This is a genomic window from Clostridium sp., assembly GCF_036569345.1.
Lineage (GTDB): Bacteria > Bacillota > Clostridia > Clostridiales > Clostridiaceae > Clostridium_AD.
Genome location: NZ_DATCQT010000041.1, coordinates 1 through 18,188, shown reverse-complemented (window position 1 = coordinate 18,188; position 18,188 = coordinate 1). Strand labels below are relative to the sequence as shown.

The window sequence follows — 18,188 nt, the reverse complement described above, 5'->3', positions numbered from 1 at the left end:
GTCAAAAGCTCCTCTTTTTTGCAATAAATTTATTCTCACCTAATCTTAAATTTACTATATCCCATTCTATAGAAAATAAATTTACAATTTCTTTGAAATCATATTGTATGCCATTTGATAACTTCTTTTTATTTAGTTCAACAATACAGAAAGCATTCTCATCTGCTATTCTAGTAATTTCACTTATAATTTGTTCTTTGTTAAAAATAAACATTAATAGATAATTGCACATTATTATATTATATTTATTTCTTAATGGGATCCCCTTGATTAAATTAGCTTGTACAAACTTGAATTTATTTACATCTATTTCATTAAATTTATTTATGTCTACAGCAGTAATGTCTTCAAATCCAAGTTTATCAAGATAATAAATATTTCTTCCTTTGCCGCAACCTAAATCTATTATTTTATTATTTAGATTTATATTATTTATAAATTTATTTATAAAAAATCTCGTGTAGTCACTTCTACTTTTAGAAGAGCATTGCGGACATATCCTTAAATCTTTCATACTATCACCTTAATATAGAAATATTTTTATAGAATTATATAGAAATGTTGTTATATGCGGACAAAAGTACACAAGCCAATTAAAAAAGCAAATTCTTTGCGTTCGCTTGCGATTTTTTATTGCTGTTAGGTGTTCTTTTGTCCGCCTACTTTTTAAGTACAACTGCAAAGTTGTACTTATGTTGATAATACTGGATTTATTGTGTGAAAATGCTCTACATTTTGACTACAATACACCCTGATTCGTATAATTGTATAATCTTTATAGTCACATATTAATAATCTTAGTGATTATTAATATGTTGAATTTAGTTATTTTGACTCTTTTTTAGGTACTTCTGCAATATCTTCATTTGATTTTTCTTCTGAAGAAAGCCCAATTTCTATATGTTTTTTTAATAATTCAGGCACGCTTTTATTGTATAATCCATTTAGAATTTTTAATATTTCACCATCAAAATCTTTATCTTTTTCCTTACATGATATCTCAATTGATTTGATTTTTTCCTCGATAAATTCAACTTTCAATTGAATTTTCTTCATTTCAAATCCCTCCTATTCATATATTTATCTTTAGATTATTTAGTTCTGTAATTTTTGTATCTGTTGTTGCTTTAATAAAGATACATATAATTTACTTGATTTAAATGGTATTGTATCCAAAATTAATTTTTGATTAGCTGCCATAACCTTCGTTAGAGGATAAACATAAATAGATATTGTAGTTGTATTTGAATCTAATTTCACAGTATATCTTAATAATTTTTTATCATCTGATACATTGGTATCTATGTTTAAAGTGTTGTTATCTTGATCCTTTGCCACAACCCTAATTGTATTTACATTTTCATTGTTTTGCATAGTTAAGTTAAATTGCATTGAGGATTCGTCTAAAAATAGAGCATTTGTTATGCTGTAATCTACAGAATAATCATTACCTTTTACACTTAAAATATCATTATAATGTACATTTTCTACCGCTGTTTTTGTTATTTCTTTATTACTTGTTGCACCATTCCCAATTTTTTTACCACATAGAAATGATAAGATTATAGCAATAATTATTAATGATATATAAATTGTTTTTCTATTGTTATAAAACATTTTATTGCCTCCATTACCTTCTATTTACTATTTCATTTTTTAATATTTTAAATTCCTCTTCTGATATTGCACCATTTTTCTTTAATTCATTTAACTTGGTTAATTCATCGATTTTATTATTTTTAATGTTATTATTGTTGTTATATATCATTCTGTTTTGCTCCTTTAATAGTCTGTTTGTTTGACTTGGTCTAAACATTAAATATACAATGAATCCTAAAGCTAAACCAATAACACCGCCACCAATTCCCGCCCCTATTCCTCCAATAATTCTTCCGTTAATGGGGTCACCTGGACTAAATTTATAAGTCTTGTAGAATATATTAAAACACATTATTGCGAGTATTAGCATGCCTATTGTCATAGGATTGATTATCGATATTTTCTTATGCATATTCTATATTCTCCTTATTTTCTATCATATTTGTCTAAATTATATTGTTTTATTAATATTACTAGTGATATTGCATAATTAGGATCGGTGGCATATCCAGCGTTTTGTAATGCTTGTGCTTGCTCCGCATATGTTTTTGATGTAAACACTCCATTCTGTGTGTATGTACTGTTTTGTATTAAGAAATCTGCGTGGTCTTCTATACTATCATTCCAATTATCATAAGCTCTAAATGGTGCTAACACGTAAATATCTATCCCTTGTACATGCTCTTTTGTCATCATTTGAACCGTCTTTCCAGTCCAATCATAGGCTTTTACCCCAAATAAATTATTAGCTTTAGATGTTAAACCGCTTGAGCCTGTACCACTTTCAAGCATTGCTTGTGCTAATGTTATTGAAGCAAAAATACCATCTTTTTTATATGTTTTTATTGCTCCACCTGATACGTTATTAAAAAATTGTTGTTGTGTCATATTAGCTTTTATAAGCTGCACATTTGAACCATCAATAGCATTTTTCACCGCTGTAATTCCTAATACTACTGGATTATTAATATAAAAATATGCTATTGGTATGAATATTAAAAAGAAAAACGAGAGACTTATTGAAATGATTACCCCCCTTGTTTTCTCATTTTTTAAACCTTTAAAAATAATGTATATTATTCTTGAATTCATTACCTACCGCCTACATTGCCAAACAAAACCTCTTTATATTTTGGAGCTTCTACTTTCAAATTAAATTTTTCATTACCACTCAGAAATAAACAGTTACCCCTATTTGATGATTGAATTAATTTATATTCACTTTCATTAACATTGAGTAGATTCATATATATTTTTTTGTCTATACTACCTGGGTAAAATAAAAATTTGTAAGTAGGTATAGCAAACAATGGCTTAGTAAGTTCTGCAATATTTTTCGATAAAAAATCTTCTATGTTTTGACTTGCTAGAATTATTGCACTATCTTTTTTTCTTACTCTTTTCGCGAAATTTCTAACATACTTGACCATCACCAAATTATCTAAAAACAAGTAAAATTCATCTAAAACTGCAGCAGTATCTCCCTCCACTAATAACTTGTTTGACATGTAGGAAAGTACATTAAATAACATTGCATTTTTTAAATTACTTGAAGCTTCCAAGAGGCTTTTCACTCCAAATGTTACAAAATTGAAGTTAGGTACATTAGTGTGTTTATTAAAAAATCTACTATCTGAACCATTACAAATTGAATTTAATCCAAGTAATAATTTTTGTAAATGTTCTTTTGTATATATAGCATCTTTTTTATTTTCATAGTCCTCAAATTCTTCATGTGCAGTCTGATATAAATCAGATAGTATAGGATACTCATAGGGTTTTCTATTGCCTAGATCGCTTGTATAAGTTATCTTAAATTTAATATATGTTCTTTCTAGCATTATCTCCAAGACATCTAATAATTCATCACTAAAATTTTTATATGCTCTAAAAAAATCTCTTAGAAATGATATATGCTGACTTAATATTGTATTCTTTGAAAACGTACCTATGTAATCATCATCATCTTTATCTAAATCGTATGTTCCATCGTCAAACATCTTTGGTTCTAAAATGTTTATTACATATTTCCCACTCATTAAATCAATAAATGTACCTTTTAAATTACCAGTTAAGGTTATGTATTCATGCTCCGGATCTAAACATATTATATTCTTTTTCTTTAATATTAAATTTGTCATTATTAGTTTTAATAAATAGCTTTTTCCTTCGCCGCTATTACCTAAAATCAATATATTTGAATTGGTATGAGTATTTGTTCTTTTACCAAAATCGCTTATTATACTTCCACCAAATTTATCCTTACCTAACGGAAATCCGTTTTTATCTATAGATCCACTGTAGCTAAATGGGAATAAGTTCGCTAGACTACTTGATGGCATATGCCTTTCAAATTGAGTTCTTAGCTCTTTTGGATTTCCGCAAGGATTTACAGCTGTAAATCCTTCCTTCTGTCTTAAAAACAAATTATCATAAGTTATCCCACCAAGCTTTATTATAACTGCGTTTGTTAACTCATTTAATTTGTCTTTGCTTTTTGCTATAGCCTCAATATAGACTTGCACTTTAAACATACTTTCATCTTTATTTTGATTCAAATATTGTACTAGATTTTGCGTAACCTCTAGTTGTTGATTTGCTTTGGTTCTCTTTATAAATTGATTTTCTGTTGTATCCGAAATATTTTTATGAACACTACTTTCTATGGAGCTTTCATAGTCATTAACACTCATTTTATTACAATATACCTTTAGTGTTATATTGCTTTTCTCTCCAAATGTCCTAAGTAAAGCCATGTTCTCAGAGTATAATGGATAATTTCTAAGTGCAAAAACTCTTCTATATGTGTTACCAAAAATATAATAACTAGGAGAAAACTTAATCACACTTGGACTTATCATATCTACAAAATCTTTTATATATACTTTTTCCTGTTCTTCTATTGTAAGTATTTTTTCTCTTTTTTCTTCTTTAAGTATACTCATTTTCCACCCCTCTATATATCAAAATCTTTAACTATATCTCCACTGAAGTTTCTTTCTAAATAAACCTGAAGCATATTTTTTAATGTTTTTTTATCACAACCTAGAGTTGTGAATCCTCTATCTTCTAAAGTTTGTTGTAAATTTAAAACCACTTGTCTGCTTTGGGGCTCCTCTGTTTTAAATGGAATAACTATATAAAATTCGCGACTAGAACCCTTTTCGCTTTCTAACTGCTTTAAATGCTGTAAATCTCTTTCAAGTAACATCTTTGTTACATTATCTGTACTATTATCTATTAAACTAATTATGTAATTTTTGTTATCTTCTAACCGCTCTACTTTATCAACTACTAAAAATTCTATACTATCAACTACATTACAAACTGCTTTTAAATTTAATATCTCATTTAATAAAAATTCATTTGTCATTATATTAATATTTTTAGGTGCAATTTTTATATAATATTTGCTGTAACCTGTATTATTTATAATGTTATCTTCTAATCCTTGAATATCTAAAAGCTCTTGTACCGTTTTGCTTGCTTGTTCTTTTGTTTTATTTCTTTTGATTTTCGAATTTTCATGTTTTTTTTGTATCGTTAAAAAACTCATTTCTTCCTTTCACCCCACTTATAAAGTTGTTGTCTATTAAGCAAATAATTAAAAGCCTCTAATAATTGTTCTAACAAATTAGACCCATTTTCAAGTATTCTTATGCTTATAATTAAATATGTTATTGGCACAATTAGCGGTATTAAAGTTAAATTTTCAGCTGAATATATAATAAAAGTTACAGTTAAACCACCAGCAATAGCCAACTCTAAAACTGATAAATACATGAAGGTTTTTTTCTCTTTCAAATTGCCAGGATAAATAAACATTGTATAACCTCCTTAAATATAAACTAGCACTTAAATGCTAGCTTATATAGAATTATCTTTTGCCAACATTGATAGGCGTTGGACTTGCTCCACCAGTTCCATGTCCACCAGCTGTACTCCCAAAATTTTTAAATGCTCTTCCCGCTGATTCAATATTCCTACTTGCACCTGTTGACATGCCATATTTTCCAGCAATTTCTTCAACTTTTGATGCAGCCATGATTACACCTATTCCCAAAAATATTTTTGTTATATCACTTGCCATCAATGACAATCCTATAAAAAGTAATGCTGTTTGTAGTATATTAGTTAATGCTATTGCCACAGTTTGCTTACACCAGCCTGTGAAGCCGTCAATGTTACCACTAGGTATACTGAATATGTATAAGTATCCGACCATTATATGAGCCAAATACATACCGCCACGCTTTAATATTTGTATTAAGCAAACTATTATTGAAACTATTACTGTTATAAGAATAATTAGAACCCACAAAATACCAAATTCTGCTTTATCTATTATATTGCCCACATTATCTAGTGATTGTTGGTAATTTGGTTTAGTAGTTATTTTACAAACTAGATCATTTATTGTTATCGATAAATCAAATACACGTATTGAACCAGCCTTTAAAAATAATATAGCAATTAATGCTTTAAATATATTTAATATAAGCAGGTGAGCATCTATTGATTTACTTTCTAAATAGGATATATACATATTTACAATTGCAAATAAAATTCCTACCGCCAAAAGTACCCAACCTATATATTCCATAAGCTTCAAAACATTATCTACAATATTGTTACTAAATAAGTCGATTGAAGCTTCTGACATATATTTTAAAACCTTGCCGGCCCCACCAAGTATCATATCTTTAAACCAACCAAATATTATATCCATTCTTCCACCTCTAATTTATTAATCCCCAACCCCAACTTGGAAATGTTATAACTAGAATTATCCCAGCTATAAGTATCACAATGTGTGCTAGGTCTACGCCACTTCCACGCCTATACTCGATTGTTGATTTTACTATTGCAATTAATGTAATTACCACAAGTATTACAGCACAAATTGGTACGATAACATTGTTTACAATAGGCTTCACTTGTCCTTCAAGTTGAGTTTTTGCATTCATCAATGCACTATTAGGATCAGCAAAAACTTTTTTCGTAACTGATAACATAATTAATCCTGTACTAGATCCTATAATTCCAATTTTAGATAGTATTTTCTTCATTCGATTTACCTCCTTAACTTCAATTTATTTCAAATTAATCGAAAGAGTTTCTATTATGTAACGCTTATTGGTATCCCGCCGATTATAACCTGCTTACCTCTATACTCAATTCAAAACACTATTCTATATAAAATTATTTTACACTCCTGATTATTTTCTTTTTATAATCTACCTCTTTAAGTAAATCATCCTCAAAATAATTTAATATTTTTTTTAGTTTTAATATAGTTTTAAAGGGCGGGATAATTTTTCCGTTCTCATATGAAGATAATGTGCTTCTGCTTTTTCCTATATGCATTGCTAACTTTTCTTGTTTTAAATTTTCCTCTATTCTCAGCATTGTTAACTTCAGCATTTTTTATTTATATTCCCTCCTTTTTTAGTTATATTTTTGTATTTGATCATAAAAAAAGCTAGTTATAATTATTTTGCAACTTAATGTTAGTTAAACTAACTTTACATAACTATATGTTATTAAAACTAACATGTCAACCATCTTATTTTATAAAAATTAAATAAAAAAAATAAAGACACTCGATCTATATGTCTTAGTTTACTATATGGCGATTTTATCAGTACTTTAATTTCACTTAAATATAATCTATTTATGCACTAAAAATCATTGGCATTTCGGAATTTATATAAGCATATTTGTCTGTATATGAAATTATTTGTCATAAAAATATTTTATATTATTACCTTATTCATAATTCCCATAGCTTTTATACCATTGTAAAACTTTAAGACTCGTTACCATTTTCTATACTAATTTATATGATGGTTATTTAAACACACGCATCAAAAAAAATCGCATACTAATTGTATACGATTTTAATATTAATTCCATTGATATTCTATTTTTTCAACTCTTTCATATCATTATTTTCTATATTCAGTTCATAACAAAGAATATAATCAGTTGTAACATTATATAATTTAGCTAATTTTATTATGTTTTGAATTGTTGGCATTATCTCACCCGACTCATATTGGGTCACAGTTGTTCTATGTATACCTAAATATTTAGATATATTATCTTGCGTTAGCTCATTATTTTTCCTCAATTTTTTTAATCTTTCAGAAATTGTATTTTTTTTGTTATTAAAAAATTCTAATGATTTAATTACACCCTCTATAAATATTATTAATTTTTCAAACTGAGCATTTTTTTCATAATAATTTTGTATTTGTAAATTTTCTAATGACTTAATTCCAGTGATTTCTTCACCATGTCCAGTAAGAAGTATTATATATAAACCATTATCATATTTTCTAATTTCATTTATTACATCGTTCCCGTTAAGCTCATCTATATAATAGTCTAAGATTAAGATATCAAACCTTTCCTTCTTTAATTGCTTTAATCCTTCACTAGAACTTGTAAACCCCTCAATATAATATTTATCCCCAATAAACCCTTTAATAGAATCAATTATTCCAGAATCATCATCTATAATTATTATCTTTATACCGCTATTTTCCATAATTTATTACTCCCCTATTAATGGTATTTTTATAAAAAAAGTTGTTTGTTTTTCATTAGTCTCAAAAGATATTTCACCATTAAATCTAACTTTTATTATTGACTTAGATATATATAACCCAAGTCCAGTTCCGTTATTGCCTTTTGTAGTAACCATTTTATTGAATATTTTACTTTGGATTTGCTCAGGGATCTTCTGTCCAAAATTTCTTATATAAAATATAATTTTTTCCTCTGCAATATACGAACCTAAAGTTATTACATTTCCCTGTTTACTCGCCTCTATCGCATTAGTTATAAGATTATTTAAAACTTGCATAAGGGAATTAACATCCCCTTTAATTCTTTGTATATAATCAATATTCAACTCATTAACAAAGACACATTTACTTTTCTTAATTTCATAAGCCATAAGAAAGGTAATTTTTTCTGCAATTTCTTTTATAGAAAAGTAGCTTTCTGTTGTTTCGCTATATTCTGTTACTTGCCCTTTTACTACAGTTATTACATTGGACATGTATACTAAGTATTCTATTATCCTTTGTTGCCAATCATTAACCTCATCTATTAATTTTGTTATATCCGTAAGATCACTACAATTGTTTTCTATATATTCATAGATTTTCTTCGTATCTCTCTTAATTATCTGTATACCCCCAGCTGAACTCATTAAAGGAGTTTTCAGATTGTGTGCTACTCCCCCTATTAATTGACTTAAAGATAAAAGTCGTTCTTTTTCAATAAGTTGTAATTGATTTTGCTTAATAAGTTCCAAGTTGTTTTTATACAAAGTAATATCTTTAAATACAAGTACTGTTCCAAAAAATTCGTTTTTAATTATTATAGAATTAGTTTGCACTTGAAAATATGTGTCTTTAACGTCAGTACTAACTAATATCTCAATAAATTCATCATTATATCTAGATTCATTTAATATTTTTATTAAGCTACCTTTGTACCCTGATATGTTACTGCAATCTATCATGTCCAAGAAATTTTTATATTTTGTATCTTCTGTCATGAAATTCTGGTAAAATACTTTATTAATTTCTATAATGTTTAGTTTCTCATCCAAAGCAACAACTGAATCAGATACAAAATCTAGTACTTTTTCAAATGCAAATTTATATCTTTCAAATTTTAACCGTACCCCTAATACTCCATATTCTTTTGCAAAATATAAAAAGCCTAAAAACTCAAAAGGAATTAATATATTAAAATATCTCCAATTATTCTCTAATCCAAAGCTTCTTAGTAGAAGGTTAGATAATGCCATATAAATAAAACAAGGAACAATTATAAGTAGTGTTAAAAGCCTATACTTTCGCATTATATATGATTTTTCCTTAAAATAAGAATATATCATTAATAAACTACTACCTAAAATATATGGAACAGCCCACACTGATAATAGTTTAAAATATAACATTAGTTCACCCAATGTTTTTAAATTGTTATCCTTAATGGGCAAAAATATCATGCTTAAAATTGGAGGTATTAATAATATCGTATATATTATTTTCCTTTTATTTTTAGAAATTACATCTGAGTAGGATAACCCATAAATTAGTATACAATATGGATCTATAGCATGCACAAAACTAGATATAACACCAACTATATTATGTATACTACTTATAATTTCTTTACTTACATTATACTGCTCTATTAATAATGTCATAACATTTTCATCTAAAACTACACAAAATGAACCTAACCCTGTTATAAAAAGCATTAACGATAGCCATCTAGTAGATTCTGTTTTTGGATCCTTTAAAATAGTAATAAAGGCCAATATCCATAGTAATATCCATACAATTGCCATACTCTTACACTCTCTTATCTATAAATTTTAAAATATCCTTTTTAACTTTATTTTTCAAAAGTACAATTCCTGAATGACCACAATTATACATATATCTTTCTGGTTTTCCCCAATTTGACCATAAGACATCTGTGTCTTTATTTATAACATATTTATCGTACTTACCTGATACAAGAAGTATTTTATTAAGGTCTAGTAGTGGCTTCCTTAAGCTCGGATTAATAACTCTCCAACTTTTTTTTAATAAATTATAACTAAAATTATTTTTCAAGAAATCTTTCTTTATATACTTCCCAGCCTCTGTTTCAAATACTGTATATGATAAATCATTAGCATAAAACAAAGATATTAGAACATCAATATTCTCTTCAACTTCACTTAATAAATTAGAAACTATTCCACCAAGACTCAAACCAATTATTATAATTTTCCCTTGTTTTTCAGATTTAATATGACTTATTAAAGCTCTAATATCACTTACAGATTGCTGTTCAGACTTAAGAGTTCTGCTTACGTCTGCACTTAAAAAATATTCGCCGCTATATAAAGATGTGTTTGGAGATCTTTCCATATGAAAGGGTAAGACATAATTATAAATATTATAACTTCTTTCAATGAAACTATCTAAAAACACTTTACCTAATCTATCTAGATTATCTGCTCTCCAACCATGTATAAAAATAATATTTATATTATTATCTATAACTAAATTTTTTCTGTAATGAAATATAGCTTCTTTATTACTATACCCATTTTCCACTTCACTTAAAAATTTTATTTTGCCTGTTTCATAACTCATTTCAATTTTATCTTTTTCATTATATATTTTTGGTAAATTAGGTTTTTTATAAAATTCAGAGAAATCGCTACTAAGTGTAAGCACATCTTCCTCCACATAATTAAACTGGTCTACATTACTATACTTTTTATGAAGAGTATATAAACCGTAACTATCTGCTATGTTTGATATTATTTTCATTGTTATATTACCCTCCTGTTATAGGTATAAACCTTATTTAAATAAAAAAATGCACATTGTTACCAAAGTAATAAATTTAACTTATTACTATAATTATAGCCATAAACCATTGTTACAGTCAACTTTAGTCCTTTATTGTCCTAACATCATAAGTTACCATATTACATTTTAAAACTAATTTAAAAAAAGTTCTCTTATTTATATTCAGATTCTCTTTCAAATCCGCCTTTTGGCGGATTAATTAAACAACAATATTTTATATAATCACTTATAGTCATGTTAAGTGCTGCTGCCTTTTCCAAAAACAATTTTTTTTCAATCTCATTTAATCTAACCCTTACAATATCTGTTTTCATATTAATAACTTCCTTTCTCATATATCTCGTGTAGCGTATGCTACACTATTAATTTTACTTGGTTTATACATAGACTACATATAATCTATATTTTTATGATTATAACTTGGTAGGCATTTTTAGAAGATTCCGTAATAAATATGGTTTAGTTATTATCGGATATTATAGCGAATATCTGATGATCTTCCCATCTACCATTTAATTTTACATTTTTTTGTGCTATACCTTCTTTATGGAAACCTACCTTTTCTAAAACTCGCATCGAAGCAATATGGCCTGGCATTACACCTGCTTCAATCCGATGCAGCTTTATACTATTAAACCCAAATTCTATTGCTAATGAAACTGCTTCTGTAACATATCCATTACCATTATATTGTTTGTCCAGACAATAACCAACTACACAACTTTGAAGGGGTCCTCGAATTATCTGAAACAAATCTACCCCCCCAATTAATTTTCCATTATCTTTTATGTATATACCAAAAGAATATTCAGTCCCTTCTTCACTCTGCTTTATAGAGTTGCTAATAAAATTACGTTTAGAGTCAAGTGTGTAAAAGTCATCGCTAAAAGTTGGTGAATACTTTTGGAAAACCTCTCCATTCCTTAACTGCAAATCAAGTAAGGCTTCTGCATCCGTATCCTCGAATAAACGAATAAAAATTTTGTTTTCTATGATTTTCATATTAATTTTACCTCCTATATATAAATCCAATGTAAATTTTTGTTGCATAATATTCTACAAAGTAGTATCTATCGTGTTTTTATGATATATACATCTAATATGAAAATTGTACATCAATCTTATTTAATATATTTGTATTGTACCACGTTAGTGGCTACAATACATGTAAATTTTTTTTTATGCTGTTTTTTTTGTGTAGGGCATTTAAAAAAGCCCTTTTTCCTTTAAACTTATATATTTATTATCATCACCTATAATTATATGGTCTAATAGCTCTATTCCTAAAATGTTGCCACACTCCTTTAGTCTTAAAGTTATGCTAATATCCTCTTTACTTGGCGTGGGGTCTCCCGATGGATGATTATGACCTATAATTATACTCGAAGCATTACCAAGGATTGCAGTTTTAAAAACCTCCCGCGGATGCACAATTGAAGAATTTAAGCTTCCAACACTTGCAACCGTTATTGAAGTAATCTTGTTTTTTGTATCAAGTGTTAGAACTACTAAAGCTTCCCTGTCATTATTTCCTATAAAATCTTTAAGTATATTAGCAGAATCTTTAGGACTTGAAATCTTACTACTTCCATATTCTAAATTTTTTTCTTTAACCATTTTGATTGAAACTATTTGAATTTTTTCCATTACTACCACCCCGTAAAGTTTATTTTTTTCCTATCTATATTTATATTATACCACATATGTAGCTACAAAACAAGTCAATAAAGAAATGTTTTTTCTTAAAGCCCAGTCATATCAACAGTTTATACAAAAATCAAAATATAACAATCTTACATTTTATAATCATACACGAAGTGAAAAGACAGAATATAGATTCTAGATTTAAAAAAACTTTGACTGCCGAGGCAATGCATACTGGAGATTATAATTAAAAACTTCCACCCTACTTCAATTACTGGAATTATAGAACCTACAATTAATAAAATATAGGGCGATCACTAATAATTTGATATTTAGTATTGTAGTAAAGCTTTATTGCTCCTGTAAAACCATCTCTATTCTTTGCAACTAATACTTCAAGAAGTCCAGGGCTTTTACTCTTTCTGCCCTCACGCTCTGCATAATAATCATCACGATATAACATTAAGATTTCATCAGCATCTTGTTCTATACACCCTGAATCTCTTAAATCGCTCATTATTGGATGTTTGTCGGTTCTTTTTTCTACCTCTCTATTTAATTGACTTAATACCACACAGCATATATCTAAATCCATTGCCATATTTTTAAATCCCTCCGATATTTGTCCTATTTGGTCATTTTTTGTGGCTTTGGGGTTATCCGGTCTTACTTTTCCTATATGATCTATAAATACAACATCTAATCCATTTTGTATTTTTATCTTTTTAGCTTCAGCTCTTATTTCTGCTACACTTAATCTAGTTCTACAATTTATAAATACATTATTTTTAAAAACAATTTCACCTGCTTCTTTTAAGATTACATTTAAGTCAGTATCTTTTATTAACCCTTTACTTAGTTCTTGCGGGTTTATGTATGTCCTGGGTGCTAACATTCTTATTCCTAGTTTGCCTTTTGGCATTTCCATTTCAAAAATTAAGCCTTTCTTTTCAGGGGGTAATTTGTTTAACATCTCCATACTTAGTGCAGTTTTACCCATGGAAGGCCTAGCCGCTATAATAAGTAGGTCTCCTTTTACAAATCCATTTATAGCATTGTCAATGAGCCTATATCCTGTAGTAGTTCCTAGTAGTTGCCCACCGTTTTTATAACCATTCTCAATTAAATTTATTGTTGTACTCATTAGCTCTTCTAAATTCACAGTCTTTTCTTCATTCATATCGTTTGTATTATGTATCTTAGTTTCTAAGGCATCAATTACACCTTTTATATCTGTTTCTTCACCATACGCCATCTTTACGGCTTCATTACATGACTTTATTACTTCACGCTTTATACTTAGGTTTTTAATTGTTTTTATGTATTCTGTATAATTAGCTGCATTCATTTCAGAGCCAATTATTTCTGAAAGATACGTTATTCCTCCAACGGCCTTTAATGTTTCTTCGCTAATGCTATTTCTAAATATTAATAGATCTATTGGAATGCTCTTTTTGTAGAGCCCTAATAATTTTGAATATATAATTTTATGTGATTTATAATAGAAATCGCTTTCTTTCAATGATCCAATACAATCTGCTATAATATCATTGTTTAAAAATATATTTGCTATTAAAGCAATTTCAATCGCCTTATTATTTGGTAATGGTTTATCCATTAAATCGCTCCTTTAGTTAAATTGATTCATTCTTGACCAACCGTCAACAACTTGTCCTTCTTTGAGACTAGAAGTATTGCTACTATTTTCTTTGCACCATGTATTTAAAACACGGTAATGCTCTTTATATGTTTCCCCTTTACCATTAGTTATATAATTATCTAATCCATTAATATTTTTATGGACTAGATCTTTACTATATTTATTAATTAATTTTTCATACTGTTCTTTAGTAATTTTTACTTTATCAATAACATCATCAATAAATTTTAGACTTATATATATAGTATTTGTATTTGTATTTGTATTAGTAATTGTCGTAGGTACATTTTGTACATAATCTTTAGGTACATTTTGTACTTCACCTTTGGATTTATTTTGTACATTAGGTACATTATATACATTAGGTACATTAGATACCTTACCTTTTAATATAAAGTAATGATTTCTTTGTTTAACCGTTTCTTTTCTTATATATCCTTTTGCAACTAATGAATTAATTATTTTTATAACATACTTGATATGTGAATATCCTAGAAGCTTTTTTAATACTTCAAGGCTTGGATATGCATATCCTTTTAATTTATTGTCAAATCTAATTAAATAAATTAATGTTAATATTTCCATATGACTCAATTCTTCATTTTCTAGTAAATCATTATCAATTACTGTATATCCTGCCATTTAATCACCTACTTTTTTAGTACCACTCAATGCTATTTGTATTGTTTCTATAAACCCTTAACCACCCCCATGTAAAGCTAACTTTGATGCACATAACTTTTCCCGGTTCTTTAAATTTTTTATAGCCAATTAAATCCTCTTTAAATTCGTTACTCTGAAGCTCAATGTATTGTTCAAATAGTAACTTTTCTTTCAATCTTTCAACTTTAGTTTTAATTTTTGATGTTCTCTCTTGAATTTCCTTCGCCTCTTCTTGTGTATATCCACCGTTTTTAGATATTTTTATAATTTCTTCCCGTAATTTTGTAATTTTTTCAATGATTTTTTTAATTTCATTCAATAATTAATCCCCTCCATACTATTTTTTCGAGCATTGATTTTTTGCCCATTCCCCTAACAATTCACGATTCAAAAAATATTTATTCCCCATTTTGAAGGCCGGAAAATCCTCTCTTTTTAATAAGTCCTCATACATTCTATTTCTGCCAACTCCTAAAAACTTCATTCCCTCTGTTGGATCTATTAATATCTTCTTTAACTCTCCCATATTTTAACCTCCTAAAAGAATAATTCTTATTTTGTCATTTCTAAAATTTCTTGTCTTTTTTTAATAACTATAATACTTTATACTTAAATTGCTACTTTGCCTACTTCCAAAGGCCTTAAAGTATTCTTTTAATATCTCAACCATATCCGCCATTTCATGTTTTTTTAACTTATTTCTATTTTTCAAGTTTTATTTTCATTCCTGAGCCCATAATCTCACCTCTCTTTTCATATCGCAAACTTTAACCTCATATTACAATTCATATTGCAAACTGTCAATACTTTTTTCAAAAAAATTTGCATATTGCAAACCAAATTGTTATTATTATATTGGGAGGTGTCATTATGAATATTGGTAATAAAATAAAACAACTTAGAAATGAAAAAGGTATTTCTCAAAAAGAATTTGCTAGAATATTAAATAATATGCCCGTGTCAACTCTAGCAAATTATGAAAATAATCATAGGGTACCCAATATAGGAACTTTAGCTAAAATAGCGACTGCTCTTGGCGTTTCAATTAATGATTTAATTGAAAAGGTCAGTTTCGAAGGTGAGACTTTAGAAGAGATAAAGACACAAATAAATAGCAATAAATTAATATCAGAAACACGTAAAAAACATTTAATTGATATTCTTCAACCTCAAATTAGAGTACATCAAACGCCCCGTGAAATTAGCGATGAACGAGCTTTGGTTTGTGTAGATGAATTACTTGATTACGTCAATTGTAATTTTGCTCGAGATATGAATGAACTGATAGATATTAAGAATGCTGTATGTATTACACTAAAACTTAAAATCCAGGAAATAAAAAATAATCCCGAATGGACTTTAGTGGAAGAATAACTAATTTAAGAAAACAAAAAATATTTGCCAAAATTTATATTTAGAGGTTAAAGGGGTGATCCAATGGCTAAAACCATATATAAGAAAAAAATCAAAAATGATAAAGAATATTATTTTTATAGGTTAAGGCATAATAATCTTAAATCGCCGAGAGACATATACAGTTTAACCGTCAAGGGGCTTGAGTCTAAAATAAAAACCATAACTAATGAACTTGATCATGGAATCGCCAATAATAAAGAATGTTTTGAAACGTTCCTGTGTGATTGGCTCTTTGATGTTCATTTTATCAATATAAAGCCTTCTACTAAGGAAAGATATGAGGGTATATACAGAAATTATATTAAAAATAGCATGTTATCTAGGATTAAAATAAAAGATCTCACATCTAAGGATATACAAAATTATTACAATGACTTAATTAAAAAAGGCAAAACAGTAAATTCCATAATAAATCTTAATAAGATAATAGCTCCATGTGTTAGATATGCTTATAATAATGATAAAATAATAAAAGATTTCTCCAAGTCTGTTGTATTACCTAAAGAAGATGAAGAAAAAAAACTTAACAAAATTGATGACGTGCAGCCTTTTACTTTAGATGAACAAAAGAAGTTTATTGCTGCTATAGAAGGTCATGATTTAGAAGTGTTATTAATTACCGCTCTTAACACTGGATTAAGACAAGGTGAATTGCTTGCATTGACATGGGATGATATTGACGTTGATAATAATACCATTATAGTAAATAAGGCTGTAAAATACATCAGTGACGTTTCAAAAGAAGGCCGTGGTAAATACAAAATTACAATTCAAACCCCTAAAAGTGAAGCAAGTAATAGAACTGTATCAATACCTGAACTTCTTACAACAAGATTAAAAAAATTTCACCTGGAACAAAAGGAACTAAGGTTAAAAATGGCTAATTTATATATTGATAATAAACTAGTATTTTGTAATATTTATGGTGGATATTTAGATAATAATAATGTTCGTAAAAGATATAAAAGAATACTTGTAAATAATAAAATTAGAGATAGGAAATTTCACGATTTGAGGCATACATATGCTACTCGCTTATTTGAGCTAAATGAACAACCCAAGACTGTACAAAGTCTCCTAGGGCATAGCAATATTTCTATCACATTAGATACCTATACTCATGTACTGGAAAGTATGAAGGTAAAGGCTGCTACAAAACTAAATGATTTATATAGTTATATAGGGGCAAAATAACCCTCATATTTTTTTATAGAATTTTATAAGGGGCAAAAAAAAGGGCAAAAGTATTTCTATGTCAAAAGTAAAAGCCTTGCAAACTTAGTGTTTGCAAGGCTTTGTTGGTGCGCCCAGAGGGAGTCGAACCCACGACCTACAGATTCGAAGTCTGCCACTCTATCCAGCTGAGCTATGGGCGCATAATAAATTGATTTTTAAAAAGTCTTTAGTATAAATACTAAAGACTTTTTGTTGGAGCGGGTAGAGGGAATCGAACCCTCGTAATTAGCTTGGAAGGCTAACACTCTACCATTGAGTTATACCCGCGTAGTTGGAGCGGGAGACGAGATTCGAACTCGCGACGTTCACCTTGGCAAGGTGACGCTCTACCACTGAGCCACCCCCGCATATATGCATTTTTATAAATAATAATTCACCAGTAAATAGTAATGGTGCAGGTGAAGGGAGTTGAACCCATACACCCGAAGGCGCTAGATCCTAAGTCTAGTGCGTCTGCCAATTCCGCCACACCTGCATAAGATTACTATTTTGGTGGCTTACCGGGGAATCGAACCCCGGACACCATGATTAAAAGTCATGTGCTCTACCAACTGAGCTAGTAAACCATATTG

General features: G+C 28.3%; 24 protein-coding genes and 5 tRNA genes. 2 read left to right on the top strand and 27 right to left on the bottom strand.

What is annotated here, in order from left to right:
* Position 1 precedes the first annotated feature (1 nt).
* From VIM70_RS03680 to VIM70_RS03575, 22 genes are all read right to left on the bottom strand, one after another.
* A complete protein-coding gene (locus VIM70_RS03680) occupies positions 2 to 514 on the bottom strand; it encodes a methyltransferase domain-containing protein (RefSeq protein WP_331944225.1) in 513 nt (170 codons plus the stop codon).
* A 311-nt stretch (positions 515 to 825) separates the two neighbouring features.
* Positions 826 to 1,056 (bottom strand): DUF6103 family protein, encoded by a 231-nt coding sequence (locus VIM70_RS03675; RefSeq protein ID WP_331944223.1) that lies wholly within the window; start codon positions 1,054 to 1,056, stop codon positions 826 to 828.
* Positions 1,057 to 1,095: 39 nt separating this feature from the next.
* Positions 1,096 to 1,617, bottom strand: coding sequence for a hypothetical protein (locus VIM70_RS03670; RefSeq protein WP_331944221.1), 522 nt, complete (start codon positions 1,615 to 1,617; stop codon positions 1,096 to 1,098).
* 13 nt (positions 1,618 to 1,630) lie between these two features.
* Positions 1,631 to 2,011 carry an SHOCT domain-containing protein gene (locus VIM70_RS03665; RefSeq protein WP_331944219.1) on the bottom strand — a complete coding sequence of 127 codons (381 nt, stop codon included), beginning with the start codon at positions 2,009 to 2,011 and terminating at the stop codon, positions 1,631 to 1,633.
* 14 nt (positions 2,012 to 2,025) lie between these two features.
* Positions 2,026 to 2,691 carry a glycoside hydrolase family 73 protein gene (locus VIM70_RS03660; protein ID WP_331944217.1) on the bottom strand — a complete coding sequence of 222 codons (666 nt, stop codon included), beginning with the start codon at positions 2,689 to 2,691 and terminating at the stop codon, positions 2,026 to 2,028.
* Positions 2,691 to 4,544 (bottom strand): VirB4 family type IV secretion system protein, encoded by a 1,854-nt coding sequence (locus VIM70_RS03655; protein WP_331944215.1) that lies wholly within the window; start codon positions 4,542 to 4,544, stop codon positions 2,691 to 2,693. Before VIM70_RS03655 ends, VIM70_RS03660 begins: the two co-directional genes overlap by 1 nt.
* Positions 4,545 to 4,555: 11 nt before the next feature.
* Complete coding sequence (locus tag VIM70_RS03650; RefSeq protein ID WP_331944213.1) at positions 4,556 to 5,155, bottom strand: hypothetical protein; 600 nt, start codon at positions 5,153 to 5,155, stop codon at positions 4,556 to 4,558.
* Positions 5,152 to 5,424 (bottom strand): hypothetical protein, encoded by a 273-nt coding sequence (locus tag VIM70_RS03645; protein WP_331944211.1) that lies wholly within the window; start codon positions 5,422 to 5,424, stop codon positions 5,152 to 5,154. The genes VIM70_RS03650 and VIM70_RS03645 overlap by 4 nt, the downstream gene beginning before the upstream one ends.
* Positions 5,425 to 5,476: 52 nt before the next feature.
* Positions 5,477 to 6,328, bottom strand: coding sequence for a conjugal transfer protein TrbL family protein (locus VIM70_RS03640; RefSeq protein WP_331944209.1), 852 nt, complete (start codon positions 6,326 to 6,328; stop codon positions 5,477 to 5,479).
* Between the two features lie 10 nt (positions 6,329 to 6,338).
* Entirely contained in the window at positions 6,339 to 6,668 is a 330-nt protein-coding gene (locus tag VIM70_RS03635; RefSeq protein ID WP_331944207.1) for a DUF3852 family protein, read from the bottom strand.
* Positions 6,669 to 6,801: 133 nt separating this feature from the next.
* A complete protein-coding gene (locus tag VIM70_RS03630) occupies positions 6,802 to 7,023 on the bottom strand; it encodes a helix-turn-helix transcriptional regulator (protein WP_331944205.1) in 222 nt (73 codons plus the stop codon).
* Positions 7,024 to 7,522: 499 nt separating this feature from the next.
* On the bottom strand, positions 7,523 to 8,152 hold the full coding sequence (locus VIM70_RS03625; protein ID WP_331944203.1) for a response regulator: 630 nt from the start codon (positions 8,150 to 8,152) through the stop codon (positions 7,523 to 7,525).
* Positions 8,153 to 8,158: 6 nt separating this feature from the next.
* Positions 8,159 to 9,976 carry an ATP-binding protein gene (locus VIM70_RS03620; RefSeq protein ID WP_331944201.1) on the bottom strand — a complete coding sequence of 606 codons (1,818 nt, stop codon included), beginning with the start codon at positions 9,974 to 9,976 and terminating at the stop codon, positions 8,159 to 8,161.
* Between the two features lie 4 nt (positions 9,977 to 9,980).
* On the bottom strand, positions 9,981 to 10,955 hold the full coding sequence (locus tag VIM70_RS03615) for an alpha/beta hydrolase (RefSeq protein ID WP_331944199.1): 975 nt from the start codon (positions 10,953 to 10,955) through the stop codon (positions 9,981 to 9,983).
* 194 nt (positions 10,956 to 11,149) lie between these two features.
* On the bottom strand, positions 11,150 to 11,311 hold the full coding sequence (locus VIM70_RS03610) for a plasmid mobilization protein (protein WP_331944197.1): 162 nt from the start codon (positions 11,309 to 11,311) through the stop codon (positions 11,150 to 11,152).
* A 145-nt stretch (positions 11,312 to 11,456) separates the two neighbouring features.
* A complete protein-coding gene (locus tag VIM70_RS03605) occupies positions 11,457 to 11,999 on the bottom strand; it encodes a GNAT family protein (RefSeq protein ID WP_331944195.1) in 543 nt (180 codons plus the stop codon).
* 204 nt (positions 12,000 to 12,203) lie between these two features.
* Positions 12,204 to 12,644 carry a RadC family protein gene (gene radC, locus VIM70_RS03600; protein WP_331944193.1) on the bottom strand — a complete coding sequence of 147 codons (441 nt, stop codon included), beginning with the start codon at positions 12,642 to 12,644 and terminating at the stop codon, positions 12,204 to 12,206.
* Between the two features lie 292 nt (positions 12,645 to 12,936).
* The gene (locus VIM70_RS03595; RefSeq protein ID WP_331944191.1) at positions 12,937 to 14,259 is read right to left on the bottom strand and encodes a replicative DNA helicase; all 1,323 of its coding nucleotides are present in this window, start codon (positions 14,257 to 14,259) and stop codon (positions 12,937 to 12,939) included.
* Between the two features lie 12 nt (positions 14,260 to 14,271).
* Positions 14,272 to 14,943, bottom strand: coding sequence for a helix-turn-helix domain-containing protein (locus VIM70_RS03590; RefSeq protein ID WP_331944189.1), 672 nt, complete (start codon positions 14,941 to 14,943; stop codon positions 14,272 to 14,274).
* Positions 14,944 to 14,959: 16 nt separating this feature from the next.
* A complete protein-coding gene (locus tag VIM70_RS03585; RefSeq protein WP_331944187.1) occupies positions 14,960 to 15,283 on the bottom strand; it encodes a hypothetical protein in 324 nt (107 codons plus the stop codon).
* Between the two features lie 18 nt (positions 15,284 to 15,301).
* Positions 15,302 to 15,490: a helix-turn-helix domain-containing protein gene (locus VIM70_RS03580; RefSeq protein ID WP_331944185.1), complete on the bottom strand. Its 189-nt coding sequence runs from the start codon at positions 15,488 to 15,490 to the stop codon at positions 15,302 to 15,304.
* 60 nt (positions 15,491 to 15,550) lie between these two features.
* The gene (locus VIM70_RS03575; RefSeq protein WP_331944183.1) at positions 15,551 to 15,676 is read right to left on the bottom strand and encodes a hypothetical protein; all 126 of its coding nucleotides are present in this window, start codon (positions 15,674 to 15,676) and stop codon (positions 15,551 to 15,553) included.
* 158 nt (positions 15,677 to 15,834) lie between these two features.
* Here VIM70_RS03575 and VIM70_RS03570 point away from each other — a divergent pair, with 158 nt between their 5' ends.
* Both VIM70_RS03570 and VIM70_RS03565 read left to right on the top strand, forming a co-directional pair.
* Positions 15,835 to 16,338 carry a helix-turn-helix transcriptional regulator gene (locus VIM70_RS03570; RefSeq protein WP_331944181.1) on the top strand — a complete coding sequence of 168 codons (504 nt, stop codon included), beginning with the start codon at positions 15,835 to 15,837 and terminating at the stop codon, positions 16,336 to 16,338.
* Between the two features lie 63 nt (positions 16,339 to 16,401).
* Positions 16,402 to 17,574: a site-specific integrase gene (locus VIM70_RS03565; RefSeq protein WP_331944179.1), complete on the top strand. Its 1,173-nt coding sequence runs from the start codon at positions 16,402 to 16,404 to the stop codon at positions 17,572 to 17,574.
* A 105-nt stretch (positions 17,575 to 17,679) separates the two neighbouring features.
* Here the strand turns inward: VIM70_RS03565 and VIM70_RS03560 are convergent.
* From VIM70_RS03560 to VIM70_RS03540, 5 genes are all read right to left on the bottom strand, one after another.
* A tRNA-Arg gene (locus tag VIM70_RS03560) sits at positions 17,680 to 17,756 on the bottom strand.
* Positions 17,757 to 17,809: 53 nt separating this feature from the next.
* Positions 17,810 to 17,883 (bottom strand) — tRNA-Gly (locus tag VIM70_RS03555).
* Positions 17,884 to 17,888: 5 nt separating this feature from the next.
* A tRNA-Gly gene (locus VIM70_RS03550) sits at positions 17,889 to 17,963 on the bottom strand.
* Positions 17,964 to 18,006: 43 nt separating this feature from the next.
* Positions 18,007 to 18,091, bottom strand: a tRNA-Leu gene (locus tag VIM70_RS03545).
* 15 nt (positions 18,092 to 18,106) lie between these two features.
* Positions 18,107 to 18,182, bottom strand: a tRNA-Lys gene (locus VIM70_RS03540).
* Positions 18,183 to 18,188 lie beyond the last annotated feature (6 nt).